Genomic DNA, 25,957 nt, shown 5'->3' with positions numbered 1-25,957 from the left:
ACGGTGGTGGCTGCGACGGTGAATCGCCAGGGGATACTGGCCAGCAGGCCCGGCCCTTGCGCGGGCTCGTCCGCAAAAAGGCCGGCACAGGCAGTAAAAAAAGCAAAGCCCACCGCTAAGGGTGGGCTTTCTACTTTTGTAACAAGGCCGATCAGCCTTTCGGTGTTTCCACCGATGCTTGCTGGTTGGCCTGCCCGGTCTGCTCGTACCAGCCACCGCCAAGCGCCTTGTACAGGTTGACCTCGCTGGTCAGCTGCGACAGGCGGTCTCCGATCAGTGCTTGCTGGGCACTGAACAGGTTGCGTTGGGCGTCGAGGAAGGTCAGGTTGCTGTCAATCCCGATGCGGTAGCGGCGTTCGGCCAGGCGGTAGTAGTCCTGGTTTGCCTGCACCAGGTCGCGCTGGGCTTGCAACTGCTCGTCGAAGGTCTTGCGCGCCGCCAGGCCATCGGAGACTTCCTGGAAGGCCGTCTGGATGGTTTTTTCGTACTTGGCGACGTTGATGTCCTTCTGGATTTTCGAGTAGTCCAGGCTGGCTTTCAGGCTGCCGGCGTTGAAGATCGGCAGGTTGATCTGCGGCTGGAACAGCCAGGTGCCCTGGCCGCCCGAGAACAGGTGGCCCATGTCGGGGCTCAGGCTGCCGGCGTTGGCGGTCAGGCTGATGCTCGGGAAGAACGCTGCGCGGGCTGCGCCAATGTTGGCGTTGGCGGCCTTGAGCAGGTGCTCGGCTTCCTGAATGTCCGGGCGACGCTGGAGGATATCCGATGGCAGGCCGGCCGGTACTTCGGCCAGTTGGTCGTCATCGAGCGCCAGCGGCTTGGCCAGGTCGGCAGGAATGCCGGTACCCAGCAGCACAGTCAGGCTGTTGACGTCCTGGGCGACCAGGCGCTGGTACTGCGAGTACTTGACCCGGGCGCCTTCCACGGCGGTGCGCGCCTGGCTGACGTCCAGGGCCGAGGCCACGCCGACTTCATTGCTGCGACGGGTGAGGTTGTAGCTTTCCTCGTAGGTCTTCAGCGTTTCTTCGGTCAGCTTGAACAGGGCCTGGTCGGCCTGCCAGGTGTAGTAGGCGTTGGCCACGCTGGCTACCAGGGCGATCTGCGTGGAACGACGCGCCTGCTCGCTGGAGAGGTAGGTTTCCAGGGCCTGCTCGGTCAGGCTGCGCACGCGGCCGAACAGGTCCAGCTCGTAGGCGCTGACGCCCAAAGTGGCCGAGTACTGGCTGGTGATGCCAGATTCACCTGTTTGCGACATGTTCGCCGGGACACGCTGGCGGCTGCCGCTGCCGGTGGCCGAAACCGCCGGGAACAGGTCGGCGCGCTGAATGCGGTATTGCGCACGGTAGGCGTCGAGGTTCAGCGCCGCAACGCGCAGGTCGCGGTTATTGACCAGCGCGGTCTGGATCAGCTGTTGCAGCGCTGGGTCGTGGAAGAACTGACGCCAGCCCTGTTCAGCAGCGGCGACATCCGCCGATTGCGTCGGCGAATAGGCAGGGCCTTGTGGCCACTGCGCAGCCACCGGCGCTTCCGGGGTCTGGTAGTCAGGGATCAGCGAGCAGCCGCCAAGAATGAAAGCGGTTACCGCCAGGGACAACAAAGACTTGGTCATTGCCCAGCCTCATAACGTGGATTTTCAGGGGTGACGTCTTTTTCCGGCTCTTTGCTGCCGAACAGCGACGACACTGCGACGAAGAACAGTGGTACCCAGAAGATAGCCAGCACGGTCGCACTGATCATGCCGCCGATCACGCCAGTACCGATGGCGTGCTGGCTGCCGGCGCCGGCGCCGCTGGCGATGGTCAACGGCACCACGCCCAGGATGAACGCCAGCGAGGTCATGATGATCGGGCGCAGACGCATGCGGCACGCTTCGATCGCTGAGTCGTACAGGCTACGGCCTTGTTCGTGCAGCTCCTTGGCGAACTCGACGATCAGAATGGCGTTTTTCGCCGCAAGACCGATGGTGGTCAACAGGCCAACCAGGAAGTACACGTCGTTGGACAGGCCGCGCAGGCTGGTGGCGATCAGTGCACCGATGATACCCAGCGGTACTACCAGCACCACGGCGATCGGGATCGACCAGCTTTCGTACAGGGCTGCCAGGCACAGGAACACGAACAGTACCGAGAGGGCGAACAGCGCCGGCATCTGCGAGCCGGAGAGTTTTTCCTCGTAGGACATGCCGGTCCAGGAGAAGCCGATACCGCTTGGCAGCTCGCCAGCAATGCGCTCGACCTCGGCCATGGCTTCACCGGTACTGTAGCCAGGCGCCGGTGCACCGAGGATCTCCATCGCTTCGACACCGTTGTAACGCGACAGCTTTGGCGAGCCGTAGGTCCATTCGCCTTTGGCGAAGGAGGAGAACGGCACCATCTCGCCTGCGCCGTTGCGCACGTACCATTTTTGCAGGTCTTCCGGGCTCATCCGCGCGCTTGGTTCGCCCTGGATGTACACCTTCTTGACCCGGCCACGGTCGATGAAGTCGTTGACGTAGCTGGCGCCCAGCGCAATCGACAGGGTGTTGTTGATGTCGGCAATGGTCACGCCCAAGGCGCTGGCACGTTCGTCATCAATGGTCAGCTGGTACTGCGGTTCATCGTTCAGGCCGTTCGGTCGCACGGCGCTGAGGATCTTGCTCTGCGCGGCTTTGGCCAGGAACTGGTTGCGCGCCTCCATCAACTTCTCGTGGCCGACACCGCCGCGGTCCTGAAGGAACACGTCGAAGCCGGTGGCGTTACCCAGTTCAAGCACCGCTGGCGGGGCGAAGGCGAACACCATTGCATCGCGGAAGGTGAAGAAGTGCTGCTGGGCACGCTGTGCCAGGGCGAACACGCTGTTCTCCTTCGAGCGTTCATCCCATGGTTTGAGCATGATGAATGCCATGCCCGAGCTCTGGCCGCGGCCTGCGAAGTTGAAACCGTTGACGGTGAATACCGACGATACGGTATCGGCTTCGTCCTTGAGCAGGTATTCGCGCATCTGGTCGACCACAGCCTGTGTACGCTCGGCACTGGAGCCGGCCGGGGTCTGCACCTGGGCGAACAGTACGCCTTGGTCTTCTTCCGGCAGGAACGCGGTGGGGATGCGGGCGAACAGCCAGATCATGCCGACCACGATCAGCGCATAGGCCAGCAGGAATGGCACCTTGTTGCGCAGGATGGTGCCTACACTGCGCTCGTAGCCATTGACGCTGCGGTCGAAGTTGCGGTTGAACCAGCCGAAGAACCCGCCTTTGGCGGTGTGGTGCTCGCCCTTCTTCAGCGGCTTGAGCATGGTTGCGCAAAGCGCCGGGGTGAAGATAAGCGCAACCAGCACCGACAGGCCCATGGCCGAGACGATGGTGATGGAGAACTGCCGGTAGATCACACCCGTGGAGCCGCCGAAGAACGCCATGGGCAGCAGTACGGCCGAGAGCACCAGGGCGATACCCACCAAGGCACCCTGGATCTGTTCCATCGAGCGCTTGGTAGCCTCCTTGGGCGGCAAGCCTTCCTCGGACATTACCCGCTCGACGTTCTCCACCACGACGATGGCGTCATCCACCAGCAAGCCGATGGCGAGGACCATGGCGAACATGGTCAGGGTGTTGATGCTGAAGCCCGCGGCGGCAAGGATGCCGAAGGTACCCAGCAATACGACCGGTACGGTCATGGTGGTGATGATGGTGGCGCGGAAGTTCTGCAGGAACAGGTACATCACCAGGAACACCAGAACCACGGCTTCGATCAGGGTGTGGATCACGCCGCTGATCGATTCGGTGACCACTGGGGTGGTGTCATACGGGAATACCGCTTTCACTCCAGGCGGGAAGAACGGTTCCAGGTCGGCGATGGTCTGGCGCAGTGCCTTGGCGGTGTCCAGGGCGTTGGCGCCGGTTGCCAGTTTTACCGCCAGGCCGGAAGCCGGCTTGCCGTTGAACTGGGCGCTGACTGCGTAGTTTTCACCCCCCAGGCCCACTTGGGCGACGTCGCCCAGACGCACCTGTGAACCGTCTTTGTTGACCTTCAGCAGGATATTCTCGAACTGCTCGGCGGTTTGCAGGCGGGTCTTGCCGATGATGGTGGCGTTCAGCTGGGTGCCCGGCAGGGCTGGCAGGCCGCCGAGCTGGCCGGAGGACACCTGCACGTTCTGTGCGGCCACGGCGGTCTTGACGTCGACCGGGGTCAGCTGGAACTTGTTCAGCTTGGCCGGATCGAGCCAGATACGCATGGCGTACTGCGCACCGAACACCTGGAAGTCACCCACACCCGCAGTACGCGAGATCGGGTCCTGCATGTTCGAGACGATGTAGTTGGCCAGGTCGTCCTTGGTCATGCTGCCGTCTTCGGAGACCAGGCCGATCACCAGCAGGAAGTTCTTCACTGCTTTGGTGACGCGGATACCTTGCTGCTGCACTTCCTGCGGCAGCAGTGGTGTGGCCAGGTTCAGCTTGTTCTGTACCTGTACCTGCGCGGTGTCGGGGTTGGTGCCCTGTTCGAAGGTGGCGGTAATGGTCATGCTGCCGTCGGAGTTACTTTCCGACGACACATAACGCAGGTTGTCGATACCGTTGAGCTGCTGCTCGATCACCTGCACCACGGTGTCCTGCACGGTTTGCGCCGAGGCGCCCGGGTAGGTCACGGCGATGGCGATGGCCGGCGGCGCGATACTGGGGTACTGGTTGATCGGCAGCTTCAGGATCGACAAGGCCCCGACCAGCATGATCACCAACGCGATCACCCAGGCGAAGATCGGGCGATCGATAAAGAACTTCGACATGGTTTACTCCGCTTTGGCGTCTGCTTTCGCCGCGTTGGCCTGAACAGGGCCGGCCGGCTTCTTGACGTTGGTGGCTTCGCTGACGTTCACCTCGACGCCCGGGCGCACGTACTGCAGCCCTTCGGTGATCAGGCGGTCACCCGGGTTGAGGCCTTCCTCGATCAGCCAGTCGCTACCCAAGGTGCGGCTCGCCTTGAGCTGGCGCAGTTCGACCTTGTTCTCCTGGTTGACCACCAGGGCGGTTGGTGCGCCCTTGAGGTCGCGGGTCACGCCTTGTTGCGGTGCCAGGATGGCGTTGGCGTTGACACCGGCCTTGAGCCGCGCATGCACGAACATGCCTGGCAGCAGGGTGTGATCGGGGTTGGGGAACAGGGCGCGCAGGGTCACAGAGCCTGTGGTCTCGTCGACCGCGACTTCGGAGAATTCCAGGCGGCCTTCCTGTTTGAACAGGCTGCCGTCCTCCAGCACCAACTGAACCGAGGCGGCGTTGTCGCCAGCCTTCTGCAACTGACCGCTTTCCAGGTCACGGCGCAGCTTGAGCAGCTCGGCGGTGGACTGGGTAACGTCGACATAAATAGGGTCGAGCTGCTGGATGGTGGCCATGGCATCGGTCTGACCATTGCTCACCAGTGCACCTTCGGTGAACGAAGAACGGCCGATACGGCCGCTGATCGGCGCCAGAACCTTGGTGTAGCGCAGGTCGATCTGTGCGCTCTTGAGCGAAGCCTCGGCCTGCAATCGTTTGGCATTGGCGTCGTCATATTCCTGTTTGGAGACGGCCTGTTCGTCAATCAGTTGCTTGTAGCGTTCGGCCAGCGAGCGTGTAGCCAGCAGGTTGGCCTTGGCATTGGCCAGGGTGGCTTCGTACACGGCAGGGTCGATCTGATACAACTGCTGGCCTTCCTTGACCTCACTGCCTTCCTTGAACAGGCGCTTGAGGATGATGCCGTTGACCTGCGGGCGCACTTCGGCGACGCGGTAGGCACTGGTACGCCCCGGCAATTCCGAGGTGAGGGTGAAGGCTTGCGGCTGGATGGTCACGACGCCGACCTGAGGAGCCTGCGCCGCTGGCGCTGCTTCTTCTTTCTTACAGCCACTGAGCAGTGTTGCCAGGGCGACGGCGGAAACCAGAGCGGTAACGGCTGGCTTGAATTGCATGAGGATCCTCGGGTCGCTGGAGCAGGGAGACGCTCAAGAGTAATGGAAGAGATCTTGATCTGGAAAAAATGCTATCCGGTGGATAAATAGCTTGCTAAGAAATATACTTACATTCATGGTTGTTTGTAAATACTGCTGGGCTGTACTCCGGTACTGCCTCAGCGTTTGATTAGCTCATCCGAGAGGCCCCTGCAGAGGTTCCCCGGAGCGTTTCCCGCACGCGCTGCGCGTTCGGGCCAGATGAGGTTGTACTGCCATGGTCCGTAGAACCAAAGAAGAAGCCCAGGAAACCCGCGCCCAGATCATCGAGGCGGCGGAAAGGGCTTTCTACAAGCGCGGGGTTGCGCGAACCACCCTGGCCGACATCGCCGAACTGGCGGGTGTGACGCGGGGGGCGATCTACTGGCACTTCAATAACAAGGCCGAGCTGGTGCAGGCGTTGCTCGACAGCCTGCACGAGACCCATGACCATTTGGCGCGCGCTAGCGAAAGCGAGGATGAAGTCGACCCGCTTGGCTGCATGCGCAAGCTGCTGTTGCAGGTGTTCAACGAGCTGGTGCTCGATGCCCGAACCCGTCGTATCAATGAAATCCTGCATCACAAGTGCGAGTTCACCGATGATATGTGTGAAATTCGCCAGCAGCGCCAGTGTGCGGTGCTGGATTGCCACAAGGGCATCACCCTGGCGCTGGCCAATGCCGTACGCCGGGGCCAGTTGCCTGGCGAGCTGGATGTCGAGCGCGCGGCGGTGGCCATGTTTGCCTATGTCGATGGCCTGATCGGGCGCTGGCTCTTGCTGCCTGACAGTGTCGATCTGTTGGGTGATGTCGAAAAATGGGTCGACACCGGGCTGGATATGCTGCGCTTGAGCCCGGCTCTGCGCAAATGACACTTTGTGAAGGATTGTGAGGGAGTGTTTCCCGTTTGTGTTAAGGGGGGATTAAGGGCGCGGCTGCCTTGCGGCTGTGCGCAGCACAAGGCGGCTCTCGCAGCGATTGCGCAACTTTCAGCGGCCGCGCAATTGCCGGTCGGGTAGCGCGAATGCCGCAAACAGGCCCAGCACCGCGACAAGCGCACTCCCCATCAACAGTTGTCTGAACGTCTCCAGCAATCGTCCCTGAGTCACCAGGTCCACCTCTGCGGCCTTCAAGCTCCCCAGCAACGGATTGACCGACAGTTCGAAACCACCCTGATGCAGCAGTGCCAGCAACAGGCTGGACATGCACGCCACGCCCATGGCTCCGCCCAGCGAACGGAACAGGTTGGTGGTGCTGGTGGCCACGCCGATGTCCTTGCTGGCCACCGCGCTTTGTGTGCCCACCAGCGAGGTCGGGAATTGCAGCCCGCAGGCTATGCCGGTCAGCAGCATGAACAGCGCAGCGAGCAACGCGGATTGCGGCGGAGTCAGTGCCATCGCGAAAATGGCCACTGGCATCAGCAGTGCACCGGCCAGGATCTGCGGCTTGTAGCGCCCGGTCCGGCTGGTCATGCGGCCTCCTGTGAAGGCGCCCATGGGCAGCCCCATGGCCAGCGGCAGCAGGTGCAGGGCGGCGCTGTCGGCACCGGCGCCGGTGATGCCTTGGTAACGCAAGGGCATGAGCATGGTCAGGGAAATGGACTGGAAACTGGCGAAAAAGATCACTGCCCAGCACAGCACTGCCACTCGGTTGCTGAACAGGCTGAGCGGCAGCAGCGGCTCCGGGCAGCGCCGTTCGTGGGCGATGAAAAGCGTGAGGCCAAGCAGGGCGCAGCCGAACAGCGCCAGCACGGCCGGGTCGGCCCAGGTGTGGCCCTGGCCCACCATGGTAATGCCCAGCAGCAGGCTGCCAAGGCCGAGAATCAATAGCATGGCGCCAAGGTAGTCCACCTGTGCCTCGCGACGCTGCACCGGCATGCTGCCGAGCGCACGGCGTATGGCCCACAAGGCGACCAGCCCCAGCGGCAGGTTGATCCAGAACACCCAGCGCCACGACAGGTACTCGGTCAACCAGCCGCCCAGCACTGGCCCAGCCACGCTGGCCGCGGCGTACATGCTGCTGAAGTAGCCCTGGTAGCGGCCGCGTTCGCGTGGGGGCACGAAGTCGCCAATGATTGCCTGGCTCACCGAGACCATGCCGCCTGCGCCGATACCCTGCAGTACCCGGGCCAGCACCAGTTGCGGCATGTCCTGGGCCATGGCGCAGGCAATGGAGGCCAGGGTGAACAGGCTGATGCCGGTGAGGATCATCCGGCGCCGGCCATAAAGGTCGCCCAGTTTGCCGTAGATCGGCACGGCCACGGTCATTGCCACCATGTACCCGGAAATGACCCAGGCCAGCATGCCGACATCGCTGAACTGTGCCGAGATGGCGGGCAGCGAGACGGCGACGATGGTCTGGTCCAGAGCGCCAAGGAAGATGGCGAGCATGAGGGCGGTGAGCACGTTGCGCAGGGAGGTGGGGGGCAGGGCGGCGGTCACGGGAATACCTTGTTTTGTCTATGGCAGCCTCTTCGCGGGCAAGCCTGCTCTCACAGAAGCCCCCGAATTGTACCCTGAGTTAGGTAGCTTCCTATGTACTATCTGCATCCCCTATGCAATATCGGCATTGGCGCATTCATCCAGTGCTGCATGGCTGCGTGATATCGTTGGTATGCCACAGAGGCTGAAATCCGGGGCTTGCACCAGCTTGGTGCAACATATTGCCGCAGGTTTTTCAGTCCGCTGTCTCCCACACCTTTTATTCCTCTGCCTGCATGTCGAGCATGACCGCCCAGATGGCGACGGTTGGAACAGGTCAGGTAGACCCGATTACAGGGGTCGGTAGTTACCGTTCAAATTTCAACATTATTGCGGAGTGATCATGCCCAAGGCTTCCCACCAAGATCTGCGTTTTGCCTTCCGCGAGCTGCTCGCTTCAGGTTCCTGTTTCCACACTGCCTCGGTGTTCGACCCGATGTCGGCACGCATTGCCGCAGACCTGGGCTTCGAAGTCGGTATCCTCGGCGGTTCGGTCGCCTCGTTGCAGGTGTTGGCTGCTCCGGACTTCGCTCTGATCACCCTCAGCGAGTTCGTCGAGCAGGCCACCCGCATTGGTCGGGTCGCGCAACTGCCGGTACTGGCCGACGCCGACCACGGCTATGGCAACGCACTGAACGTGATGCGCACGGTGACCGAACTGGAGCGCGCCGGTGTGGCCGCGCTGACCATCGAGGACACCCTGCTGCCTGCCCAGTTCGGGCGCAAGTCTACCGACCTGATCCCGGTCGAGGAGGGGGTTGGCAAGATCCGCGCGGCGCTGGAGGCACGAGTCGACTCGTCCCTGTCGATCATTGCCCGTACCAACGCGGGCGTACTCAGCACCGAAGAAATCATCGTGCGTACCCAGAGCTACCAGAAGGCGGGCGCTGATGGTATTTGCATGGTAGGGGTCAAGGACTTCGAGCAGCTCGAGCAGATTGCCGAGCACCTGACGGTGCCGCTGATGCTGGTCACCTATGGCAACCCGAACCTGCGCGATGACGAACGCCTGGCGCGTCTGGGCGTGCGCATCGTGGTCGATGGCCATGCGGCTTACTTTGCCGCGATCAAGGCCACTTACGACTGCCTGCGGCTGCAGCGTGGCCGGCAGAACAAGTCGGAAAACCTCAGTGCCACCGAACTCTCGCACACCTACACCCAGCCTGAAGACTACATTCGCTGGGCCAAGGAATACATGAGCGTCGAAGAGTGATCGGCAGGGCGCCGTCCATTCAACGGACGGCGCTCAAGGTTGCACTCCACAGTCGGCCATTGAGTCGCCTGCTTCGCGGGCATGCCCGCTCCCACTGGTACCGCACAGATCCCAAGGCATGTGCATACCTGTGGGCGACCCCGCGAAAGGGCTGTCACAGGCTGGCCTGGCCCTCCAGCCAGTCCAGCAACTCCAGCAACCCCGGCGGCAAACCCCTGGCCTGGCTCACCAGGTAATACCCCTTGCCTGTCAGCACCTTCAGCGCAAACGGCATGCACAACCGCCCACCGCGCAGGTCATCGCCAATCAGCGACCAGTCACCGATCGCCACTCCTGTCCCCTGCGAAGCCATGGCCATCGCCATGTCCAGTGTCTCGAAATGCTGTTTGGGTCCATGCGTGGCCAGCGTCACTCCGGCCGCCTGCAACCACAACCGCCAGTCGTGTTCATCCCGCGAGGGATGCAGCAACATATGTCGGGCCAGGTCTTCCACCTGCTGCAACGGCACAGGCCCTTCACGCAGTGACGGTGCGCACACCGGGGTCAGCTGCTCATCGAACAGCTTGCGCACGTGCAGCCCGTGGTTTGGCGCATTGCCATAGACCACCGCCGCATCGAAGCCCTCGCGACGCAAATCCACCCCGTGCTGCACGGTCGTGGTCAGCTCAACCGGCACATCCGGGCGCAGTGCCTGCCATTCCATCAGGCGCGGCAGCAGCCAACGCATCACACAGGTGGGGGCCTTGAGCTGCAGGGTGGTGCTGTGCTCGCCCACTTCGCGCACCCCTTGTTCGATCAGCGCGAACACCTGCTGCACCCGCGGCAGCCAGTCCAGGCCTTCACGGGTCAGGCTTAACCCGCGGGCCTCGCGCTTGAACAGGGCATAACCCAGGTGTTCTTCGAGGGATGCAATCTGGCGGCTGACAGCGCCTTGGGTGATGTGCAACTGCTGCCCGGCGCGGGTGAAGTTGCACTGCTGGGCGGTGACCAGAAACGTGTGCAGGGCAGGCAGGGGCGGGAGGCGTTTCATTGCAGTAAGCCATGATCACAGGACATGGCTAGTATGTGTTTTTTTGCATTGTGGCGATAGCCGTGGCTTGGGTCCAATAAGGGCATACCCCAACACGATTCATGGTGATCCCTGATGGCAACCTGCGGCGAAGTACTGGTCAATCTCCTTGAAGGCTATGGCGTCGATCATGTCTTCGGCATCCCCGGTGTACATACCGTGGAGCTCTATCGTGGCCTGGCGGGCTCTTCCATTCGTCACATCACCCCACGTCATGAGCAAGGTGCCGGGTTCATGGCTGACGGCTATGCGCGCACCCGCGGCAAACCCGGGGTGTGCTTCATTATCACCGGGCCGGGCATGACCAATATCACCACTGCCATGGGCCAGGCTTATGCCGACTCGATCCCGATGCTGGTGATTTCCAGCGTGCAGTCCCGTGACCAGTTGGGCGGTGGCCGTGGCAAGCTGCACGAGCTGCCCAACCAAGCGGCGCTGGTATCGGGTGTGGCAGCGTTTTCCCACACTTTGATGAGTGCAGCCGACTTGCCGCAGGTGCTGGCCCGGGCATTTGCCGTGTTCGACAGTGCCCGGCCGCGTCCGGTACATATCGAAATCCCGCTCGATGTGCTGGTTGAACCGGCCGACTTCCTGCTGCCGGGACGCCCTGTACGGGGTAGTCGGGCAGGGGCTGCACCTCAGGCCGTGGCGCAGATGGCTGAGCGACTGGCCAGTGCACGTCGGCCGCTGATTCTGGCCGGTGGCGGGGCGTTGGCTGCGGGCGCTGCGCTGGCACGCCTGGCCGAACACCTTCAGGCCCCGGTGGCGCTGACCATCAATGCCAAAGGCTTGCTGCCTGCCAGCCACCCATTGCAGATCGGCTCGACCCAGTCGTTACCGGCTACACGGGCGCTGGTGGCCGAGGCTGACGTGGTGCTGGCGATCGGCACCGAACTGGCCGAAACCGATTATGACGTGACCTTCAAGGGAGGCTTCGAGATCCCGGGCAGTCTGCTGCGCATTGACATCGACCCGGACCAGACCGTGCGCAATTATCTGCCGGAGCTGGCGCTGGTAGCCGATGCCGAGCTGGCTGCCGAAGCGCTGCTCGGTGCCCTGCAAGCCCAGCCGCAGCCAGTGCACGAAAGCACTTGGGGCGTGGCCCGCGTGGCCAATCTGCGCAAGGTCCTGGCGGCAGACTGGGACCAGCCCACCCTGAGCCAGACGCGCTTGCTGAGCGCCATACTAGAGCGCCTGCCGAATGCGATTCTGGTGGGCGACTCGACCCAACCTGTGTACACCGGCAACCTGACACTCGACATGGAGCAGCCACGGCGCTGGTTCAACGCCTCGACCGGGTACGGCACCTTGGGTTACGCGTTGCCAGCAGCCATGGGCGCCTGGTTGGGCAGTGCCGAGCAGGCCGTCGAACGCGCTCCGGCGGTGTGCCTGATTGGTGATGGTGGTTTGCAGTTCACCCTGCCGGAACTGGCCAGTGCAGTGGAGGCGCAGGTACCGCTGATCGTACTGCTGTGGAATAACCAGGGGTACGAGGAAATCAAGAAATACATGGTCAATCGGGCGATCGAGCCGGTCGGGGTGGATATCCATACCCCGGATTTCATCGGCGTGGCGCGGGCGTTGGGCGCGGCAGCAGAGAACGTGGCCGATATCGCCCAATTGCAGGCGGCGCTCGGGCAAGCGGTGGAGCGCACGGGGCCGACCTTGATTCAGGTGGATCAGAATCAGTGGCAGGCCGCGGTGTTGGGTTGAAGCATTGCGATTGCCTGTATCGGCCTCTCGCGCCTGCAGGCAGCGCGCAATTTTCGCATCTGTGCAAAAAACCTGTAGGAGCGGGTTTACCCGCGAAAGCGCCGGTGCAGGCGAATGTTGAGCTTCAGACCGCAGTAGCCCGCAACCGAGCCACATCACGAATCGGCGGCGCGCCGTAAAGCCGGCTGTATTCACGGCTGAACTGCGACGGGCTTTCATAACCCACCCGATAAGCCGCCACCGCCGCCTCCAGCCCGTCGTTCAACATCAGTCGCCGGGCTTCCTGCAGGCGCAGTTGCTTCTGGTACTGCAATGGGCTCATCGAGGTCACCGCCTTGAAGCGGTGGTGCAAGGTCGAGGTGCTGAGGTTGACCTCACGTGCCAGGTCCTCGATACGCAGCGGCTGTTGGAAGTTGTTGTTGAGCCAGGTGATGGCCTGGCAAACCCGGTGGGTCTGGCTGTTGGCCAAGGCAATTTCATACAGCCGGTAACCCTGCGGCCCACGCAGCAGGCGGTAGAGAATCTCGCGGCGGAACAGCGGCGCCAGCATTGCGATATCGCGGGGGGTGTCAAGCAGGCGCAGCAACCGCAGCAGGGCATCGAGCAATGCGGCATCTGTCCTTTCCACGTACAAACCACGGCCGGAAGGTCGATTGGGTACCAGCATCGGTCCGCTCTCGGCGATCAGTTGGCTGATCTCGGCCGGGTCCAGGTCCATGCGCAGGCCCAGGCTTGGGTTCTCGGGGCTGGCATCCAGCCTCACGGCACTGAGCGGCAAGGTCACCGAAACGACCATGTAATGCAGTGGGTCGTAGGCGTACTGCTCGTCACCCAGGAACAGGCTTTTGCTGCCTTGGGCAAGGATGCACAGGGCAGGCTGCGCCAGGGTGGGCACAGAACGCACATTTTCGGTGTAGCGCACCAGGTGCAGGTCATCGATGGCCGACGCCGGGCCATGGGGCTCGCCCGCGTGGCGGTTGATCAGCTCGGCCAGCTCCAGGCGCTGCAGTTCCAGGGTCGGTTCGGTGGACGTGGCGGTGGTCATGATGGCTTTCCTCTGCTGACCGACGCAGCATAGGTTTGGGCAAAGACGGGCGCTAGTCGAAAGCTGCATGTCGATTGCCTGATCCTGCCGCGCTGCAGGATCAGGCAATCGACGTGCAGTAATGGCCTAACGCGCCGCGCGGGTGAGCGCCTAACCTTGGCAGCCTGGCTTTTCCGTCCGCCTGCTTCAAGGAGATTGTGCAATGACCCTTAACCAACCGGTCACCCACCTTGCTTTCATCCGTGCCAGCAGCGGGCGCTCGGCAGAGCTGGGCGCGCGCCTGCGTGACCTGCTTGAGCCCTCGCGGCGTACACCGGGTTGCCTGAGTTTTACCGTGCAGCGTTCGCAGGCTGATGCTGACCTGTGGTTGCTCAGCGGAAGCTGGCAGGACCAGCAGGCGATGAGTGGTTACTTTGCTTCGCCGACACTGGAGGTGTTCGGTGAGCTGGTGCAGGCCCAGGTGGTCAGCAGCCTGGACTTGCATACCTTCGATTGAGCGTGAATGAGGTAAAGTGACGCCCTTGTTCAATCACGCGGACAGCAACATGGCACGTAGGGAATTCACTCATTTCGAAGCGGTATCGGCGATGGTGCCGGTGGAAGGTGGCGGCTACAACGCAGCCATCGCGGTCAAAGCCTTGGGCATGGGCGGCGCGCCGCGCTTTCACAAGGTTCTCGACGGGCAGGTATTCAAGGGCGCCGTGGCCGCCGACGAAGCGGCCACCGCCGAACTGCAACGCCTGCAGGGCGTCAGCGAAGAGGGTGAGCTGGTCTGGTGATCAGGCCGGCGGCCGGGCCATCTTGAACAGGTTGCCCAGCTCGAAATAATCCGCCGGGCCACCCCCCCGCAGAATAGGCTCGGCGGCAGCGGTATCGTAGATGCCGTTGTTCAGCAGGTGTTCGGCAATGTGCACCGCCACCACTTCCCCGAGGATAAGCCAGCTGGGCACCTGTTCCTGGTCGGCGCGCTTGAGCTGGACGATCTGGCTGACCTTGCACTCGAAGGCTACCGGCGTTTCACCCACGCGCGGCACCTTGACGATGCTCGACGGTGCGGCAGTTAGGCCGCTCAATTCGAATTCGTTTACTTCGGCAGCAACCGGTGCGCAGCTCAGGTTCATTTGCTCGGCCAGGGGGCGGGTGGCCAGGTTCCAGACGAACTCACCGGTCTGCTCGATGTTGTTCAGGCTGTCTTTGCGCCCGACGCTGCAGAAACCGATGATCGGCGGGATGTAGTTGAACGCATTGAAGAAGCTGTAAGGCGCCAGGTTCAGGCGGCCTTCGCGGTCCTGAGAGGAGATCCAGCCGATCGGGCGGGGACCGACGATGGCATTGAACGGGTCGTGCGGCAGGCCGTGGCCTTTGGCGGGTTCGTAGTAATACATCTGTGCTGGCCTTGTTGGCCCTACCTCCTGGTGGACAAGGTGCCTAGTGTGCCAAGCCTGAGCTCGCGTGCAAATGATCAAGCCCGGCCGAAGCCGGGCTGGGTGCTCGCAATCAGGTATCAGCTGATGCGGTGCGCGTTGGTGCGGTTGAAGCCATCTTCGGCGAAGCGTTGGCCGCCGGTGCGGTCGAAGCCGTCTTCGGCGAAGCGTTGGCCGCCGGTGCGGTCGAAGCCGTCTTCGGCGAAGCGTTGGCCGCCGGTGCGATCGAAGCCGTCTTCGGCGAAGCGTTGGCCGCCGGTGCGGTCGAAGCCATCTTCGGCGAAGCGTTGGCCACCGGTGCGATCGAAGCCGTCTTCAGCGTAGCTGGCGGGCTGGGTTTGAGCCGCGGCAAAGGTGTGAGCGTCGGTCCGGTCGAAGCCATCTTCGGCGAAGGCGCCAGCTGCGAAAACCGAGAGGGCCAGGGTAAGGATCAGTTTGTTTTTCATGGTCGTTGCTCCAGGGGTTTGTGAGTTGTTTGTTTCTATGGGTTTAATCCTACGCCGAATAATTTGATTAAAAAGCGCAAAAAACAGCGCTTAATAATCTATTTATTCGATGTGTTTGGGCGCGTATGTCGTGCTTCAGGCCGCAAGCCTGGCTAGGGAGCGTCCTTGCGGGCGCCAACGTTCTGCCAGCCATTGCAGCTTGATGAGGTGGAATTAATAGGGCGTTAAGAAGGAAAAGTCTGAATAGAAAAGGGGCGCTCCATGCAATGGAGCGCCCCTTTTAGTACTGCCAGGCCAGCGTTACTCAGTGGTAATCCGCGAGTGCTGCTTGGTGTCTTTCATGGTCGCGTAAACCAGCAGCGAGCAGGCGATACAGGCGGTGACGTACCAGTAGAAGCCGCTCTCCATACCAGCGCTCTTGAACCACAGGGCCACGTATTCGGCGGTGCCACCGAAGATCGACACGGTCAGGGCATACGGCAGGCCCACGCCCAGGGCGCGAATCTCGGTAGGGAACAGCTCGGCTTTGACCACGGCGTTGATCGAGGTATAGCCGCTTACGATGATCAGCGCTGCCATGATCAGGAAGAACGCACCCCACCAGCTCTGGATGGTGTGCAGGGTGCTGAGGATAGGGACGGTGAACAGGGTGCCGAGCACACCGAAGGCGATCAGGATTGGACGGCGGCCGATCTTGTCGGAGAGACCACCGATCACCGGCTGCAGGCACATGAACAGGAACAGCGTGGCGGCCGAGATGGTGGTCGAGTCACTGATGCTCATGCCTACGGTGTTGACCAGGTACTTCTGCATGTAGGTGGTATAGGTGTAGAAGGCCAGGGTACCGCCCATGGTCAGACCGACGACGGTCATCAGCTCCTTGGGGTGACGCAGCAGGGTGCGCATCAGGCTTTCCTTGGCCTTTTCCTTCTTGGTGAACGAGGCGGTTTCTTCCATGCCGCGACGCAGGTACAGGGCCACCACCGCGCACAGCGCACCGATCACGAACGGCACGCGCCAGCCCCAGGCGTACAACTGCTCGGTGGTCAGGGTCTGTTGCAGGACGATCAGTACCGCCAGGGCGATGAGCTGGCCGGAGATCAGGGTCACGTACTGGAAGCTGGAGAAGAAACCACGGCGCTCCTTGCTGGCCATTTCGCTGAGGTAGGTGGCCGAGGTGCCGTATTCACCACCCACCGACAGGCCCTGCAGCAGGCGCGCGATGACCAGCAGGACAGGTGCGGCGACGCCGATGGTTTCGTAACCCGGGGTCAGGGCGATGACCAGCGAGCCGGCGCACATGAGCAGGACCGACGCCATCAGCGCGGCCTTGCGGCCCTTGCGGTCGGCGTACAGGCCCATCAGCCAGCCACCGATCGGGCGCATGAGGAAGCCCACGGCGAAGATCGCGGCGGTATTGAGCAGTTGTGCGGTGGAGTCGCCGGCCGGGAAGAAGGCCTTGGCGAAGTACAGCGAGAATGCGGCGTAGACGTACCAGTCGTACCATTCGACCATGTTGCCGATGGACCCGCTGAAAATCGACTTCAAGCGGCTGGCGGTGGTTTTTTCTGCGGCAGGCGCGGTGGCCGCCCCGGCGGGCAGGGAGGTGGCGTTATCCATCAGGGATACCTTCTCGTTGTTTTTGTGGAGCGCGCCGTGGCGCAGCTTGCCAAGGCAATTGCAGAAGGTGTGCCAAATGGGTGCGGGCTGATTCATTTGAGGGCATCAAATACCCCAAGCCGGCACAGTAGTGGGCCTTGCGCCGCCCTATGCAGGCGCGGGCCTGACCGCGAAGGGCTGCAAAGCAGTCCGAAATCTCGATGTGATGAGCAGTTTTTCGCCTACCAGGTCCTGGTCATAAGCGGATTTCCGCTCATGCCTGCCCAATAAAATCCTCGCGCACCAGCCCATGCCGTTGCATCTTCTCGTTAAGCGTGCGCCGCGGCAGTTGCAACGCCTCCATCACCGACTTGATCTCGCCCCCATGCTGACGCAAGGCCGCACGCAGGCATTGCGCCTCGAATGCTTCCATTTGCTCGCCCAGCGACTGCCCGGCAGGTGCAACCTCGATGTTTGGCGAACCCAGCCCCAACGCATGCCGCTCCGCCGCATTGGCCAGCTCACGCACGTTGCCAGGCCAGTCATGTGACAGCAGCTGCGCCAGCTGTGCACCCGATAGCGGCGGGGCAGCGCGACCAAGCTTTTCACCGGCAGCACGGGCAAAGTGTTCGAACAGCAGCGGAATATCCTCCCGCCGCTCGCGCAGCGGTGCCAGGCGCAATTCGGCCACATTCAGGCGGTAGGCCAGGTCTTCGCGGAAGCGCCCGGCACGAGCCTCCCCGAGCAGGTCGGGCTTGGTCGCCGCAATGATGCGCAGGTCCACGCTGATGCTCTGGTTGGCCCCCAGGCGCTCCAGCTTCTGCTCCTGAATCACCCGCAACAGCTTGGCTTGTTGGGCCAGTGGCATGCTCTCGATTTCGTCGAGGAACACGGTGCCACCGTTGGCGTACTCCAGCTTGCCGATCCGTTTACCCTGGGCGCCCGTGAAGGCACCGCTCTCATGGCCGAACAGTTCGGCCTCGAACAGCGATTCGGGGATGGCCGCGCAGTTAAGGGCTACAAAGGGCTTGGCGGCGCGAGGACCAAAGTCGTGCAGGCAGCGGGCCACCCGCTCCTTGCCACTGCCGGTTTCACCGCGGATCAGTACGTTTACCGGCAGGCTGGCCAGGTCCAGGACTTGCCGGCGCAGCTGTTGCAGGCCCTGGGACATGCCCAGCAGCGTGACTTCCAGGCGTGACTTGAGGTCGGCCTGCTCGTGGAGCCGGCGGTTCTCCAGCACCAGCTGGCGCTTTTCCAGGGCGCGACGCAGGCTGCCCAGCAAGTCTTGCGGCGTGAAGGGTTTTTCCAGGAAGTCATAGGCCCCGCTGCGCATGGCTTCTACCGCCATCGGTACATCACCGTGACCGGTCAGCAGAATCACGGGCAGGTCGGGGTCGTTCGCTTGCAGGCGTTCGAGCAATTGCAGGCCATCCATACCCGGCATGCGCACATCGCTGATGATCACCCCAGGGAAGTGCTGCGGCAGGTGCGCCAGGCACTCTTCGGCGCGAGCGAACAACTGCACGCTGAAGCCTGACAGGCTCAGCCATTGCTCGACAGCAGTGCGGATACTGGCTTCATCATCGACGACGATCACCGAATTCAACATACAGGCTCCAGGTCACGGGGCAGGGTAAGGCTCAGGCGCGCGCCGCCAGGCAGGTTTTCGGCCCGCAGCTGGCCGCCGGCCTCATGGACGATGCCGTAAGAAATGGCCAGGCCCAGCCCTAGCCCTTCCCCCACCGGTTTGGTGGTGAAGAACGGGTCGAAGACCTTGGGCAGGTCGGCTTCGGCAATGCCGCCACCCGAGTCGAGCACGCTCAGGCGCCATAGCTCTCCGTCGGGTTCGATGCGGATCTCCAGGCGTTTGTAGCGCTTGTCGATCATCGCGTCGAGTGCATTGTGCAGGAGGTTTATCAGCACCTGCTCCAGGCGGATGGCATCGCCGCGTACCCAGGCCGGGCGTGCCAGGTACAGAGCCACCTCCACTTCCTCGCTGCGAATGCGCGCTTCCAGCAGGTGCAAGGCCTGATCGACCACGGTTGCCAGGTCGAGGCGTTCGCGCAGGCCCATCGGGCTGTTGCGGGCAAAGGTTTTCAGGTGGCTGGTCAGCGCTGCCATGCGCGTGAGCATCTGTTCCAGCGGCTCCAGCGCTTGCCGTGCTTCGTCGTGGCGACCATGGTCAAGCAGCAGGCGCAGGGTCTCCAACTGCATACGTTGGGTGGTCAGCGGTTGGTTGATTTCGTGGGCCATGGCCGCCGACATCTGCCCGAGTGCGGCCAGCTTGGCTGATTGCACCAGGCCTTCCTGGGCAGTGCGCAGCTCGCGGGTGCGCTCCTCGACCTGGCGTTCGAGTTCTTGCCGGCTGCGCTGGCGCAGGCGTGCCAGGCGCAGGCGTTGGCTGACGAAAAGGACGGCGAACACCAGGCTCAGCCAGACGGCGGCGGCGCCAAGCGCGGCATTACGGCCGTCGGCAGCGACCTGCGGTTTGCGCAGCAGGTGCAAGGTCCAGTTTTCGCCTTCCAGCGGCAGGCTTTCCCACAAGTACTCGGTGCTACCCTCGGGGCCTTGCACGCGGCTAAGGGTGCTGTAGGGGGCAAACCGCGTCAGCACCTGATGCTGGAGCGGCACCAGCGGTTGCTTGTCGTACTGACGGGTTTCGGCCAGCTCGGCACGGTCGGCACCACTGAGCGGCTGAAGCTCGCGGTAGCGCCAGCCATCCTGGTTTGCAATGAAAGTAATACCGCGGGCGTCGCTGACCAACAGGATATCGTTGCCCTGTCGCCACTCGCGTTCCAGCTCGGGGAATTCCAGCTTCACCACCATGGCGCCAAGGAAGCGGCCGTGCTCGTCGTTCACCGCGCTGGCGAGAAAGTAGCCCGGCACGCCACTGGTCACGCCCACGGCATAGAAGCGGCCACTGCCCTGGCTGCGGGTTTGCTTGAAGTAGGGACGGAAACCGTAGTTGGAGCCGACGTAGCTGCTGGGCAGCCGCCAATTGCTGGCGGCAATGGCCAGGCCGGTGCGGTCGAGCAGTTCGAGGGTGGAGGAATTGGCGGCGCCATTGATACGTTCGAGCTTGTGGTTCAGGGCGTTCTGAACGCCTTCATCGATCGGGCCGCGCAAGGCTGCGATCAGCTCCGGGTCTAGCGCCAGCACGGCGGGGAGGGCGCGGTAGCGCTCGATCAGGGTGTGCAGTGCGTTGGCGTACAGGCCCAGTTGCTGGCTGGCACGCTTGGCGTCGTCTTCCATGGCCTGGCGCTTGGCCTGGTGCATGGCCCAGCCGGCGCTGAGTGCGGTACCCAGCACGATCAGCAGGGTGATCAGCCCCAGACGCAGGGCGCGAAAGGAAAAGGGCATTGGGGGCGGATCCGGTGGTGGGATATCGGGGCCGGCCTCTTCGCGGGTAAACCCGCTCCTACAGGTACTCTGCAGCACCTGCAGGAGCGGGTTTAGCCGCGAAAAGGCCGGAACAGGCGGCCATTTTCAGTCAAAGCAATTCGAAGCTCTGCTGCTGCACCGCCTGGGAATCCAGCCCTACCTGGACATTGAACTCCCCAGGTTCGGCAACCCGCTGCAACTGGCCATTGTAGAACTTCAGGTCGTCCTCGCTGATGCGGAAGGTCAACGTGCGGGTTTCACCAGGTTCAAGCATCAGCTTCTGGAAGTTTTTCAGCTCTTTCACCGGGCGGCTCATCGACGCCGACACATCCTGCAGGTACAGCTGCACCACCGTCTCGCCTGCAACCTTGCCGGTGTTCTTGACCGTTACCTTGGCTTCCAGCGTATCGCCGCGCTTGAGATCCTTGCCCGACAGGTTCAGGCCCGACAGCTCGAAGCTGCTGTAGCTCAAGCCATAGCCGAACGGATAAAGGGGCCCGTTGGGTTCTTCGAAGTATTGCGAGGTGTAGTTGCCCGGCTTGCCCGGCGTGAACGGCCGGCCGATGCGAGTGTGGTTGTAGTACATCGGGATCTGCCCCACCGACCGAGGGAAGGTAATGGCCAGCTTGCCGGAGGGGTTGTAGTCGCCAAACAGCACGTCGGCGATGGCATTGCCGCCTTCGGTGCCGGCGAACCAGGTTTCCAGGATGGCGTCGGCCTGCTCGCGCTCCCAGCTGATCGACAGCGGACGGCCGTTCATCAGCACCAGCACCAGCGGTTTGCCGGTGGCCTTGAGCGCCTTGATCAGCTCGCGCTGGCTGGCCGGGATCTCCAGGGTGGTACGGCTCGACGACTCATGGGACATGCCGCGGGACTCGCCAACTACAGCGACCACGACGTCGGATTGCTTCGCCGCCTTGACTGCTTCATCGATCAGCACGGCAGGCGGGCGTGGGTCGTCGACGATTTCCGGGGCATCGAAGTTGAGGAAGTTCAGGTAATCGAGGATCGCCTTGTCGCCCGTGACGTTGGAACCTTTGGCGTAGACCAGCTTGGCCTTGCCGTCCACGGCGCGGCGCAAGCCCTCGCGCACGGTCACGGAGTGGACGGGTTTACCGTCGGCGGCCCAGCTGCCCATCATGTCGATCGGGGCATCGGCCAGCGGGCCGACCAAGGCAATGGTGCCGGCCTTTTTCAGCGGCAGGGTCTGGTTGCGGTTTTCCAGCAGCACCAGGCTGCGGCGTGCCACGTCACGCGCAGCTTCGCGGTGCAGGCGGTCGTTGCCGTAGTAGTCCTTCAGGTCGGTTTCGGCTTTGCCGATGCGCACGTATGGGTCCTTGAACAGGCCCATGTCGTACTTGGCACCCAGCACCTCACGTACCGCCTGGTCCAGTTCGCGCTGGCTCACTTCGCCGGACTTCAGCAGGCCCGGCAGCTCCTCGCCGTACAGGGTATCGTTCATGCTCATGTCGATGCCGGCCTTGATCGCCAGCTTGGCGGCTTCACGGCCATCACGGGCGACGCCGTGGCGAATCAGCTCTTGGATGGCGCCGTGGTCGCTGATGGTCACGCCCTTGAAGCCCCACTCCTTGCGCAGCAAGTCGTTCATCAGCCAGGTGTTGGAGGTGGCTGGTACGCCGTTGATCGAGTTCAGCGCGACCATCACGCCACCGGCGCCCGCATCGAGCGCGGCGCGATAGGGTGGCAGGTAGTCGTTGTACATTTTCGGCAGGCTCATATCGACCGTGTTGTAGTCGCGCCCGCCTTCCACTGCGCCGTACAAGGCGAAATGCTTGACGATGGCCATGATGCTGTCGGGGTTGGCCGGGCTGCTGCCCTGGAACGAGCGCACCATTACCTGGCCGATTTTCGAAGTCAGGTAGGTGTCTTCGCCGAAACCTTCACTGGTGCGGCCCCAGCGCGGGTCACGGGCGATATCCACCATTGGCGCGAACGTCATGTCCAGGGCGTCGGCCGAGGCTTCGATCGCCGCGGTGCGGCCGACCTTGGCGACGGCCTCCATGTCCCAGGTGGCGGCCATGCCCAGGCCGATCGGGAAGATGGTGCGCTCGCCGTGGACGGTGTCGTAGGCGAAGAACATCGGGATTTTCAGGCGGCTTCGCATGGCCGCGTCCTGCATCGGTCGGTTTTCGGGGGCTGTGCGAGAGTTGAAGGTGCCACCGATGCGGCCGGCGGCGATTTCCTCGCGGATCTTGTCGCGGGGCATCTCCGGGCCGATGCTGATCAGGCGCAACTGGCCGATTTTCTCGGCTTCGGTCATCTGGCTGATCAGATGCTCGATGAATGCCTGCTTGTCCTGCAGGGGCGGCGCGGAGGGGGCGGCGAGGGCCGCCTGACTGGCAAGGCCCATGGCCAGGCCCAGCAAAGACAGTTTCATCATCAATTCCGTTATGGGGCCGCTGCCGTATCCACCGTGATACGTGCGCGACCGAAGTTTTCAGGCGGCTATTGTTGTACGATTTGCGGGCAATTCTTCCAGCGGCGGATTATGCCTGAATATATCGCCTGCGGATGAAGCCCCGAATGCCGGGATAACAACTATAAGAACGCTCAAGAGACCGACGGCATGACGCCCTTCGACGAATACCATCAGCGGCAGATTGCCGAAGCCATAGCCCGTGCCGAACGGCGTACCGATGCCGAACTGGTGACGGTGCTGGCCCGCCGTGCCGACGACTACGCCTATTGGCCGTTGCTCTGCGCCGCTGTGCTGGCGCTGTCCGTACCGGGTCTGTTGCACTGGCTGCTGGCTTGGCCCAGCGTGCGTGGTGTGCTGCTGGGCAACGTGCTGTTGTTCGTCGGTCTGTGCCTGCTGCTGCGCAACGCGCGCCTGGCCGACTGGCTGATCCCCCGTGCCTTGCGCCGCTGGCGAGCCTCACGCCTGGCCCGCCAGCAGTTTCGCGAGCAGAACCTGCAGCGCACAGCAGGCGCCACGGGCGTGCTGATTTTCGTCAGCGAGGCGGAGCGGCATGTGGAAATCTTGGTCGATCGGGGTATCGAACACTGCCTGGATGCCGAGGCCCGCGCGGCCATCGGTGCCCGCTTGGCCGAGCAGGTGCGCCAGGGCCGTACCTTGCAGGGCTTTGTCGAGTGCATCGAGGCGTGTGGCGAGCTGCTTAGCCGGCACGTGCCGCCAACCCATGCCCGCAACGAGTTGCCCAACCGCTTGGTGATTCTCGACTGAAGGAGCACCAGCGTTTCTGGAGAGCGCTCCCACAGGGTGCTTGGGGCACGTTAGAATAGGCGTTCCGCTACCCAAGGCCCCCTTTTTCATGCCCGCCAGTACTTCTGCCTCTTCCGCGCCGGATGCGCGCGCTCAGTTTCTCGACCTGCTGAACGCCGCTCTGCACGGCGAAACCCTGGTCAAACTGGTGCTGGCGCGCCATGTCGGTGCCGACCAGACCTTGCAACGGATCATTGCCAAGCCGCTGCAGGTCAAGGGCCAGCCGTGCCTGTCGCTGGTCTACCGCCACCAGACCCGTGACATCACCCGCAACCTGCCGCTGGACCAGGCTCAGGTGCTGGTTTCCGAACTGCTGCCGGACAGCTTCCGCAATGCTCACCTGTTCGATGCTGACGGCGAAGTGCAGCTGACCTTCAGCAAGAAGGGCAAGCCGATGCTCCAGCGCCACGGTGCCCAGGCGCCGCGCGTGGCCGACGCGGGCAGTGGGCATGACCGCGAGAAGAAGCGTTATCTGGAGCTGTCGCGGCCGTTTCTGCGCGACCTCGGTGTGACCGATGCACAAGGCGCACTGATCCCGTCCATGTCGCGCAAGTGGAAGCAGATCAACAAATTCATCGAGGTGTTCGACCACGCCCTGGCCAGCGCCCCGGTGCCGGCCGAGCAGGCACTGCGGGTGGCCGACTTCGGCTCGGGCAAGGGCTACCTGACCTTTGCCATGCACGATTACCTGCGCAACAGCCTGGGCCGTGACGCACAGGTGACAGGCGTGGAACTGCGCAAGGATATGGTCGACCTGTGCAACACCGCGGCCGCACGCCTGGACCACCCGGGCCTGGATTTCCAGTGTGGTGACGTACGCAGCGTGGTACCTGAGGCCATCGAGGTGATGATCGCCTTGCATGCCTGTGACATCGCCACCGACTACGCCATCCACACCGGCATCCGCTGCAACGCCGCAATCATCATGTGCTCGCCGTGCTGCCACAAACAGATCCGCCCGCAACTGCACAGCCCGGGGTTGCTGCAACCCATGCTGCAGTACGGCCTGCACCTGGGCCAGCAGGCCGAAATGCTCACCGACAGCCTGCGCGCACTGTATCTGGAAGCCTGTGGCTATGAAACCAAGGTGTTCGAGTTCATCTCGCTGGAGCACACCAACAAGAACAAGATGATTCTTGCGGTGAAGCGGCGCCAGGCGGGGGATAACGGGGCGTTGCTGGAGAAGATTGCCCAGCTCAAGGCGTTCTATGGGGTGCAGGAGCATTGCCTGGAAACATTGTTGCGGGCGGATGGGTTGCTCTGACGCCACCCACCGGCATGCCTGCAGGGGACGCTGTCAGCGCCGAGCAGAGGGCACTTCGACAGCCAATGCTGCCTGCCCCAACGGATGGGTGCTGGCATCGAAGAAATGCAGCGCCGTCCCCGGCAAATCCCCGAAACGATCTGCAAAATGCTGCTTCTGATTGATCACTGACGCCTCGCCCAGCGGCCGAATGGCAATGGACAGCTGTTGCGGACGGGCTTGGCGCACAGCGTCGAGCAGGTGCCGGTCACTGCTGTCCAGGTGCTGCCCGAACAGGCATAGCCCCTGGCTTTCCCCTGCCAGCTGCCCCAGGCACCAGCTCAGATAGTCCGAGTTGCGGATGGCGCGCAGTTTCTCGTCGCTGCGGTCTTCGTTGACGAACAGCGGTACTTCACCCGGGATGTTCACGGCAAACCCATCGAGCAGTTCGGCACTTTCAGCGCTGCGCTGGCGGGTGGTGCCGTCGGGCAGCTTGAGCAGGTGCAGGCCGCCGTGCAGGTGCAGCACCCGGGTGCCTTCGCTGCCGGTGCGTCGAACGTCGAAATAGCCTTGTTCGTCGAACAGTTCGGCGAAGCCATTCGGGGCGTGCTGCACGGCCCATGGCAGCAGCAGGTCGTAGTTGCTGGTGTAGACGCTTCGATAGCCGCGCAGCGCCTGATTGAGGGTTGTCAGTGTCGCCTTCGGCATCAGCGGCCAGGGCAGATGCACCGTGCGCACGGCGTGGATCAACGCTTCCTTGATCGAGTAGTAGCGGTTCAGCGGCGCGGTGGAGTTGATGGCCAGGGCGGCATTGGTACGCACGGTGGTGTTGAGGGCGCTGAGCACCGGCTCGAACAGTTCCGTGGCCAGGGACTTGAACAGTGCCTGGTCACTGACCGCCAGGCCTTTCTTGCGGCCCGCGCGTTGCGCTTGCTCGAATAGCGAGAAGTAGCCGAACGGCTTCCATACTGCGCGGCTGGCGCCGTTGCCCAGCAGCAGGGCGTCGCAGGGGTGGCGGGCGGCGAGTTCTGGCCAGGGGGTAAGGGTGGCATCGAGTGCGGGCATGCTGGGTCCGTTGGGTGGTGCGGGGAACGGGGCGACTTTAGCATGTCATGCGAGGTGTGCGAGGGTTGGTGTCAAGGCGATGGTTTTGGGTTGTCTGTGCTGGCC

The 25,957-nt window shown here is 62.9% G+C and carries 20 protein-coding genes; 7 read left to right on the top strand and 13 right to left on the bottom strand.

The window, feature by feature from the left end:
• Positions 1–151: 151 nt before the first annotated feature.
• The 3 genes from ACF8GF_RS17815 to ttgA are packed head-to-tail and all read right to left on the bottom strand — an operon-like array spanning position 152 to position 5,913.
• On the bottom strand, positions 152–1,606 hold the full coding sequence (locus ACF8GF_RS17815) for an AdeC/AdeK/OprM family multidrug efflux complex outer membrane factor (RefSeq protein WP_176682645.1): 1,455 nt from the start codon (positions 1,604–1,606) through the stop codon (positions 152–154).
• Entirely contained in the window at positions 1,603–4,755 is a 3,153-nt protein-coding gene (gene ttgB, locus ACF8GF_RS17810; protein ID WP_084850834.1) for a multidrug efflux RND transporter permease subunit TtgB, read from the bottom strand. Before ttgB ends, ACF8GF_RS17815 begins: the two co-directional genes overlap by 4 nt.
• 3 nt (positions 4,756–4,758) lie before the next feature.
• Entirely contained in the window at positions 4,759–5,913 is a 1,155-nt protein-coding gene (ttgA, locus tag ACF8GF_RS17805; RefSeq protein ID WP_392487746.1) for a toluene efflux RND transporter periplasmic adaptor subunit TtgA, read from the bottom strand.
• Positions 5,914–6,169: 256 nt separating this feature from the next.
• Between ttgA and ttgR the strand changes: the two genes are divergently transcribed.
• Positions 6,170–6,802, top strand: a complete 633-nt coding sequence (ttgR, locus tag ACF8GF_RS17800; RefSeq protein WP_176682647.1) for an efflux transport transcriptional regulator TtgR — start codon at positions 6,170–6,172, stop codon at positions 6,800–6,802.
• Between the two features lie 117 nt (positions 6,803–6,919).
• Here the strand turns inward: ttgR and ACF8GF_RS17795 are convergent, their stop codons facing one another.
• Positions 6,920–8,371, bottom strand: a complete 1,452-nt coding sequence (locus ACF8GF_RS17795) for an MDR family MFS transporter (protein WP_176682648.1) — start codon at positions 8,369–8,371, stop codon at positions 6,920–6,922.
• A 382-nt stretch (positions 8,372–8,753) separates the two neighbouring features.
• Between ACF8GF_RS17795 and ACF8GF_RS17790 the strand changes: the two genes are divergently transcribed.
• Entirely contained in the window at positions 8,754–9,623 is an 870-nt protein-coding gene (locus ACF8GF_RS17790) for an oxaloacetate decarboxylase (RefSeq protein ID WP_103463020.1), read from the top strand.
• A 154-nt stretch (positions 9,624–9,777) separates the two neighbouring features.
• On the opposite strand, the gene ACF8GF_RS17785 is transcribed toward ACF8GF_RS17790, so the two are convergent.
• On the bottom strand, positions 9,778–10,653 hold the full coding sequence (locus ACF8GF_RS17785; RefSeq protein WP_392460427.1) for a LysR substrate-binding domain-containing protein: 876 nt from the start codon (positions 10,651–10,653) through the stop codon (positions 9,778–9,780).
• A gap of 114 nt (positions 10,654–10,767) precedes the next feature.
• On the opposite strand from ACF8GF_RS17785, the gene ACF8GF_RS17780 reads away from it, so the two are divergent.
• Positions 10,768–12,405: a 5-guanidino-2-oxopentanoate decarboxylase gene (locus ACF8GF_RS17780; protein WP_392487745.1), complete on the top strand. Its 1,638-nt coding sequence runs from the start codon at positions 10,768–10,770 to the stop codon at positions 12,403–12,405.
• Positions 12,406–12,529: 124 nt separating this feature from the next.
• On the opposite strand, the gene ACF8GF_RS17775 is transcribed toward ACF8GF_RS17780, so the two are convergent.
• Positions 12,530–13,450 carry an AraC family transcriptional regulator gene (locus ACF8GF_RS17775; RefSeq protein WP_176682652.1) on the bottom strand — a complete coding sequence of 307 codons (921 nt, stop codon included), beginning with the start codon at positions 13,448–13,450 and terminating at the stop codon, positions 12,530–12,532.
• A gap of 202 nt (positions 13,451–13,652) precedes the next feature.
• Between ACF8GF_RS17775 and ACF8GF_RS17770 the strand changes: the two genes are divergently transcribed.
• Both ACF8GF_RS17770 and ACF8GF_RS17765 read left to right on the top strand, forming a co-directional pair.
• A complete protein-coding gene (locus tag ACF8GF_RS17770) occupies positions 13,653–13,946 on the top strand; it encodes a putative quinol monooxygenase (RefSeq protein WP_209963738.1) in 294 nt (97 codons plus the stop codon).
• A gap of 16 nt (positions 13,947–13,962) precedes the next feature.
• Positions 13,963–14,229: a hypothetical protein gene (locus ACF8GF_RS17765; protein ID WP_014859143.1), complete on the top strand. Its 267-nt coding sequence runs from the start codon at positions 13,963–13,965 to the stop codon at positions 14,227–14,229.
• Here ACF8GF_RS17765 and ACF8GF_RS17760 read toward each other — a convergent pair whose 3' ends face one another.
• The 6 genes from ACF8GF_RS17760 to bglX all read right to left on the bottom strand — a co-directional run bounded on the left by ACF8GF_RS17760 (position 14,230) and on the right by bglX (position 22,701).
• The gene (locus ACF8GF_RS17760; RefSeq protein ID WP_010952506.1) at positions 14,230–14,835 is read right to left on the bottom strand and encodes a flavin reductase family protein; all 606 of its coding nucleotides are present in this window, start codon (positions 14,833–14,835) and stop codon (positions 14,230–14,232) included.
• A 119-nt stretch (positions 14,836–14,954) separates the two neighbouring features.
• On the bottom strand, positions 14,955–15,320 hold the full coding sequence (locus tag ACF8GF_RS17755) for a heme utilization protein (RefSeq protein ID WP_339442994.1): 366 nt from the start codon (positions 15,318–15,320) through the stop codon (positions 14,955–14,957).
• Positions 15,321–15,620: 300 nt separating this feature from the next.
• Positions 15,621–16,940 (bottom strand): MFS transporter, encoded by a 1,320-nt coding sequence (locus tag ACF8GF_RS17750; protein WP_176682656.1) that lies wholly within the window; start codon positions 16,938–16,940, stop codon positions 15,621–15,623.
• A gap of 253 nt (positions 16,941–17,193) precedes the next feature.
• Positions 17,194–18,528, bottom strand: a complete 1,335-nt coding sequence (locus ACF8GF_RS17745; protein WP_176682657.1) for a sigma-54 dependent transcriptional regulator — start codon at positions 18,526–18,528, stop codon at positions 17,194–17,196.
• A complete protein-coding gene (locus tag ACF8GF_RS17740; protein WP_176682658.1) occupies positions 18,522–20,279 on the bottom strand; it encodes an ATP-binding protein in 1,758 nt (585 codons plus the stop codon). The genes ACF8GF_RS17745 and ACF8GF_RS17740 overlap by 7 nt, the downstream gene beginning before the upstream one ends.
• Before the next feature lie 130 nt (positions 20,280–20,409).
• Positions 20,410–22,701 carry a beta-glucosidase BglX gene (bglX, locus tag ACF8GF_RS17735; protein WP_176682659.1) on the bottom strand — a complete coding sequence of 764 codons (2,292 nt, stop codon included), beginning with the start codon at positions 22,699–22,701 and terminating at the stop codon, positions 20,410–20,412.
• A 186-nt stretch (positions 22,702–22,887) separates the two neighbouring features.
• On the opposite strand from bglX, the gene ACF8GF_RS17730 reads away from it, so the two are divergent.
• Together ACF8GF_RS17730 and ACF8GF_RS17725 are read left to right on the top strand one after the other, a co-directional pair.
• Positions 22,888–23,505 (top strand): TPM domain-containing protein, encoded by a 618-nt coding sequence (locus tag ACF8GF_RS17730; protein ID WP_176682660.1) that lies wholly within the window; start codon positions 22,888–22,890, stop codon positions 23,503–23,505.
• 88 nt (positions 23,506–23,593) lie between these two features.
• Positions 23,594–24,808 carry a class I SAM-dependent methyltransferase gene (locus tag ACF8GF_RS17725; RefSeq protein ID WP_392487744.1) on the top strand — a complete coding sequence of 405 codons (1,215 nt, stop codon included), beginning with the start codon at positions 23,594–23,596 and terminating at the stop codon, positions 24,806–24,808.
• Between the two features lie 33 nt (positions 24,809–24,841).
• Here the strand turns inward: ACF8GF_RS17725 and ACF8GF_RS17720 are convergent, their stop codons facing one another.
• On the bottom strand, positions 24,842–25,852 hold the full coding sequence (locus ACF8GF_RS17720; RefSeq protein WP_176682662.1) for a DUF4917 family protein: 1,011 nt from the start codon (positions 25,850–25,852) through the stop codon (positions 24,842–24,844).
• Positions 25,853–25,957 lie beyond the last annotated feature (105 nt).

This window comes from Pseudomonas sp. yb_5, from assembly GCF_043103865.1.
In the GTDB taxonomy this organism is placed as follows: Bacteria; Pseudomonadota; Gammaproteobacteria; order Pseudomonadales; family Pseudomonadaceae; genus Aquipseudomonas; species Aquipseudomonas putida_Y.
The sequence above is the reverse complement of the archived record's forward strand: the minus strand, read 5'-3'. Positions and strand labels throughout refer to the sequence as shown.

Coding starts and splice junctions, on each gene's coding strand:
- ACF8GF_RS17815 (WP_176682645.1), bottom strand. CDS start 1,606: ATGACCAAGTCTTTGTTGTCCCTGGCGGTAACCGCTTTCATTCTTGGC.
- ttgB (WP_084850834.1), bottom strand. CDS start 4,755: ATGTCGAAGTTCTTTATCGATCGCCCGATCTTCGCCTGGGTGATCGCG.
- ttgA (WP_392487746.1), bottom strand. CDS start 5,913: ATGCAATTCAAGCCAGCCGTTACCGCTCTGGTTTCCGCCGTCGCCCTG.
- ttgR (WP_176682647.1), top strand. CDS start 6,170: ATGGTCCGTAGAACCAAAGAAGAAGCCCAGGAAACCCGCGCCCAGATC.
- ACF8GF_RS17790 (WP_103463020.1), top strand. CDS start 8,754: ATGCCCAAGGCTTCCCACCAAGATCTGCGTTTTGCCTTCCGCGAGCTG.
- ACF8GF_RS17785 (WP_392460427.1), bottom strand. CDS start 10,653: ATGAAACGCCTCCCGCCCCTGCCTGCCCTGCACACGTTTCTGGTCACC.
- ACF8GF_RS17780 (WP_392487745.1), top strand. CDS start 10,768: ATGGCAACCTGCGGCGAAGTACTGGTCAATCTCCTTGAAGGCTATGGC.
- ACF8GF_RS17775 (WP_176682652.1), bottom strand. CDS start 13,450: ATGACCACCGCCACGTCCACCGAACCGACCCTGGAACTGCAGCGCCTG.
- ACF8GF_RS17770 (WP_209963738.1), top strand. CDS start 13,653: ATGACCCTTAACCAACCGGTCACCCACCTTGCTTTCATCCGTGCCAGC.
- ACF8GF_RS17760 (WP_010952506.1), bottom strand. CDS start 14,835: ATGTATTACTACGAACCCGCCAAAGGCCACGGCCTGCCGCACGACCCG.
- ACF8GF_RS17755 (WP_339442994.1), bottom strand. CDS start 15,320: ATGAAAAACAAACTGATCCTTACCCTGGCCCTCTCGGTTTTCGCAGCT.
- ACF8GF_RS17750 (WP_176682656.1), bottom strand. CDS start 16,940: ATGGATAACGCCACCTCCCTGCCCGCCGGGGCGGCCACCGCGCCTGCC.
- ACF8GF_RS17745 (WP_176682657.1), bottom strand. CDS start 18,528: ATGTTGAATTCGGTGATCGTCGTCGATGATGAAGCCAGTATCCGCACT.
- ACF8GF_RS17740 (WP_176682658.1), bottom strand. CDS start 20,279: ATGCCCTTTTCCTTTCGCGCCCTGCGTCTGGGGCTGATCACCCTGCTG.
- bglX (WP_176682659.1), bottom strand. CDS start 22,701: ATGATGAAACTGTCTTTGCTGGGCCTGGCCATGGGCCTTGCCAGTCAG.
- ACF8GF_RS17730 (WP_176682660.1), top strand. CDS start 22,888: ATGACGCCCTTCGACGAATACCATCAGCGGCAGATTGCCGAAGCCATA.
- ACF8GF_RS17725 (WP_392487744.1), top strand. CDS start 23,594: ATGCCCGCCAGTACTTCTGCCTCTTCCGCGCCGGATGCGCGCGCTCAG.
- ACF8GF_RS17720 (WP_176682662.1), bottom strand. CDS start 25,852: ATGCCCGCACTCGATGCCACCCTTACCCCCTGGCCAGAACTCGCCGCC.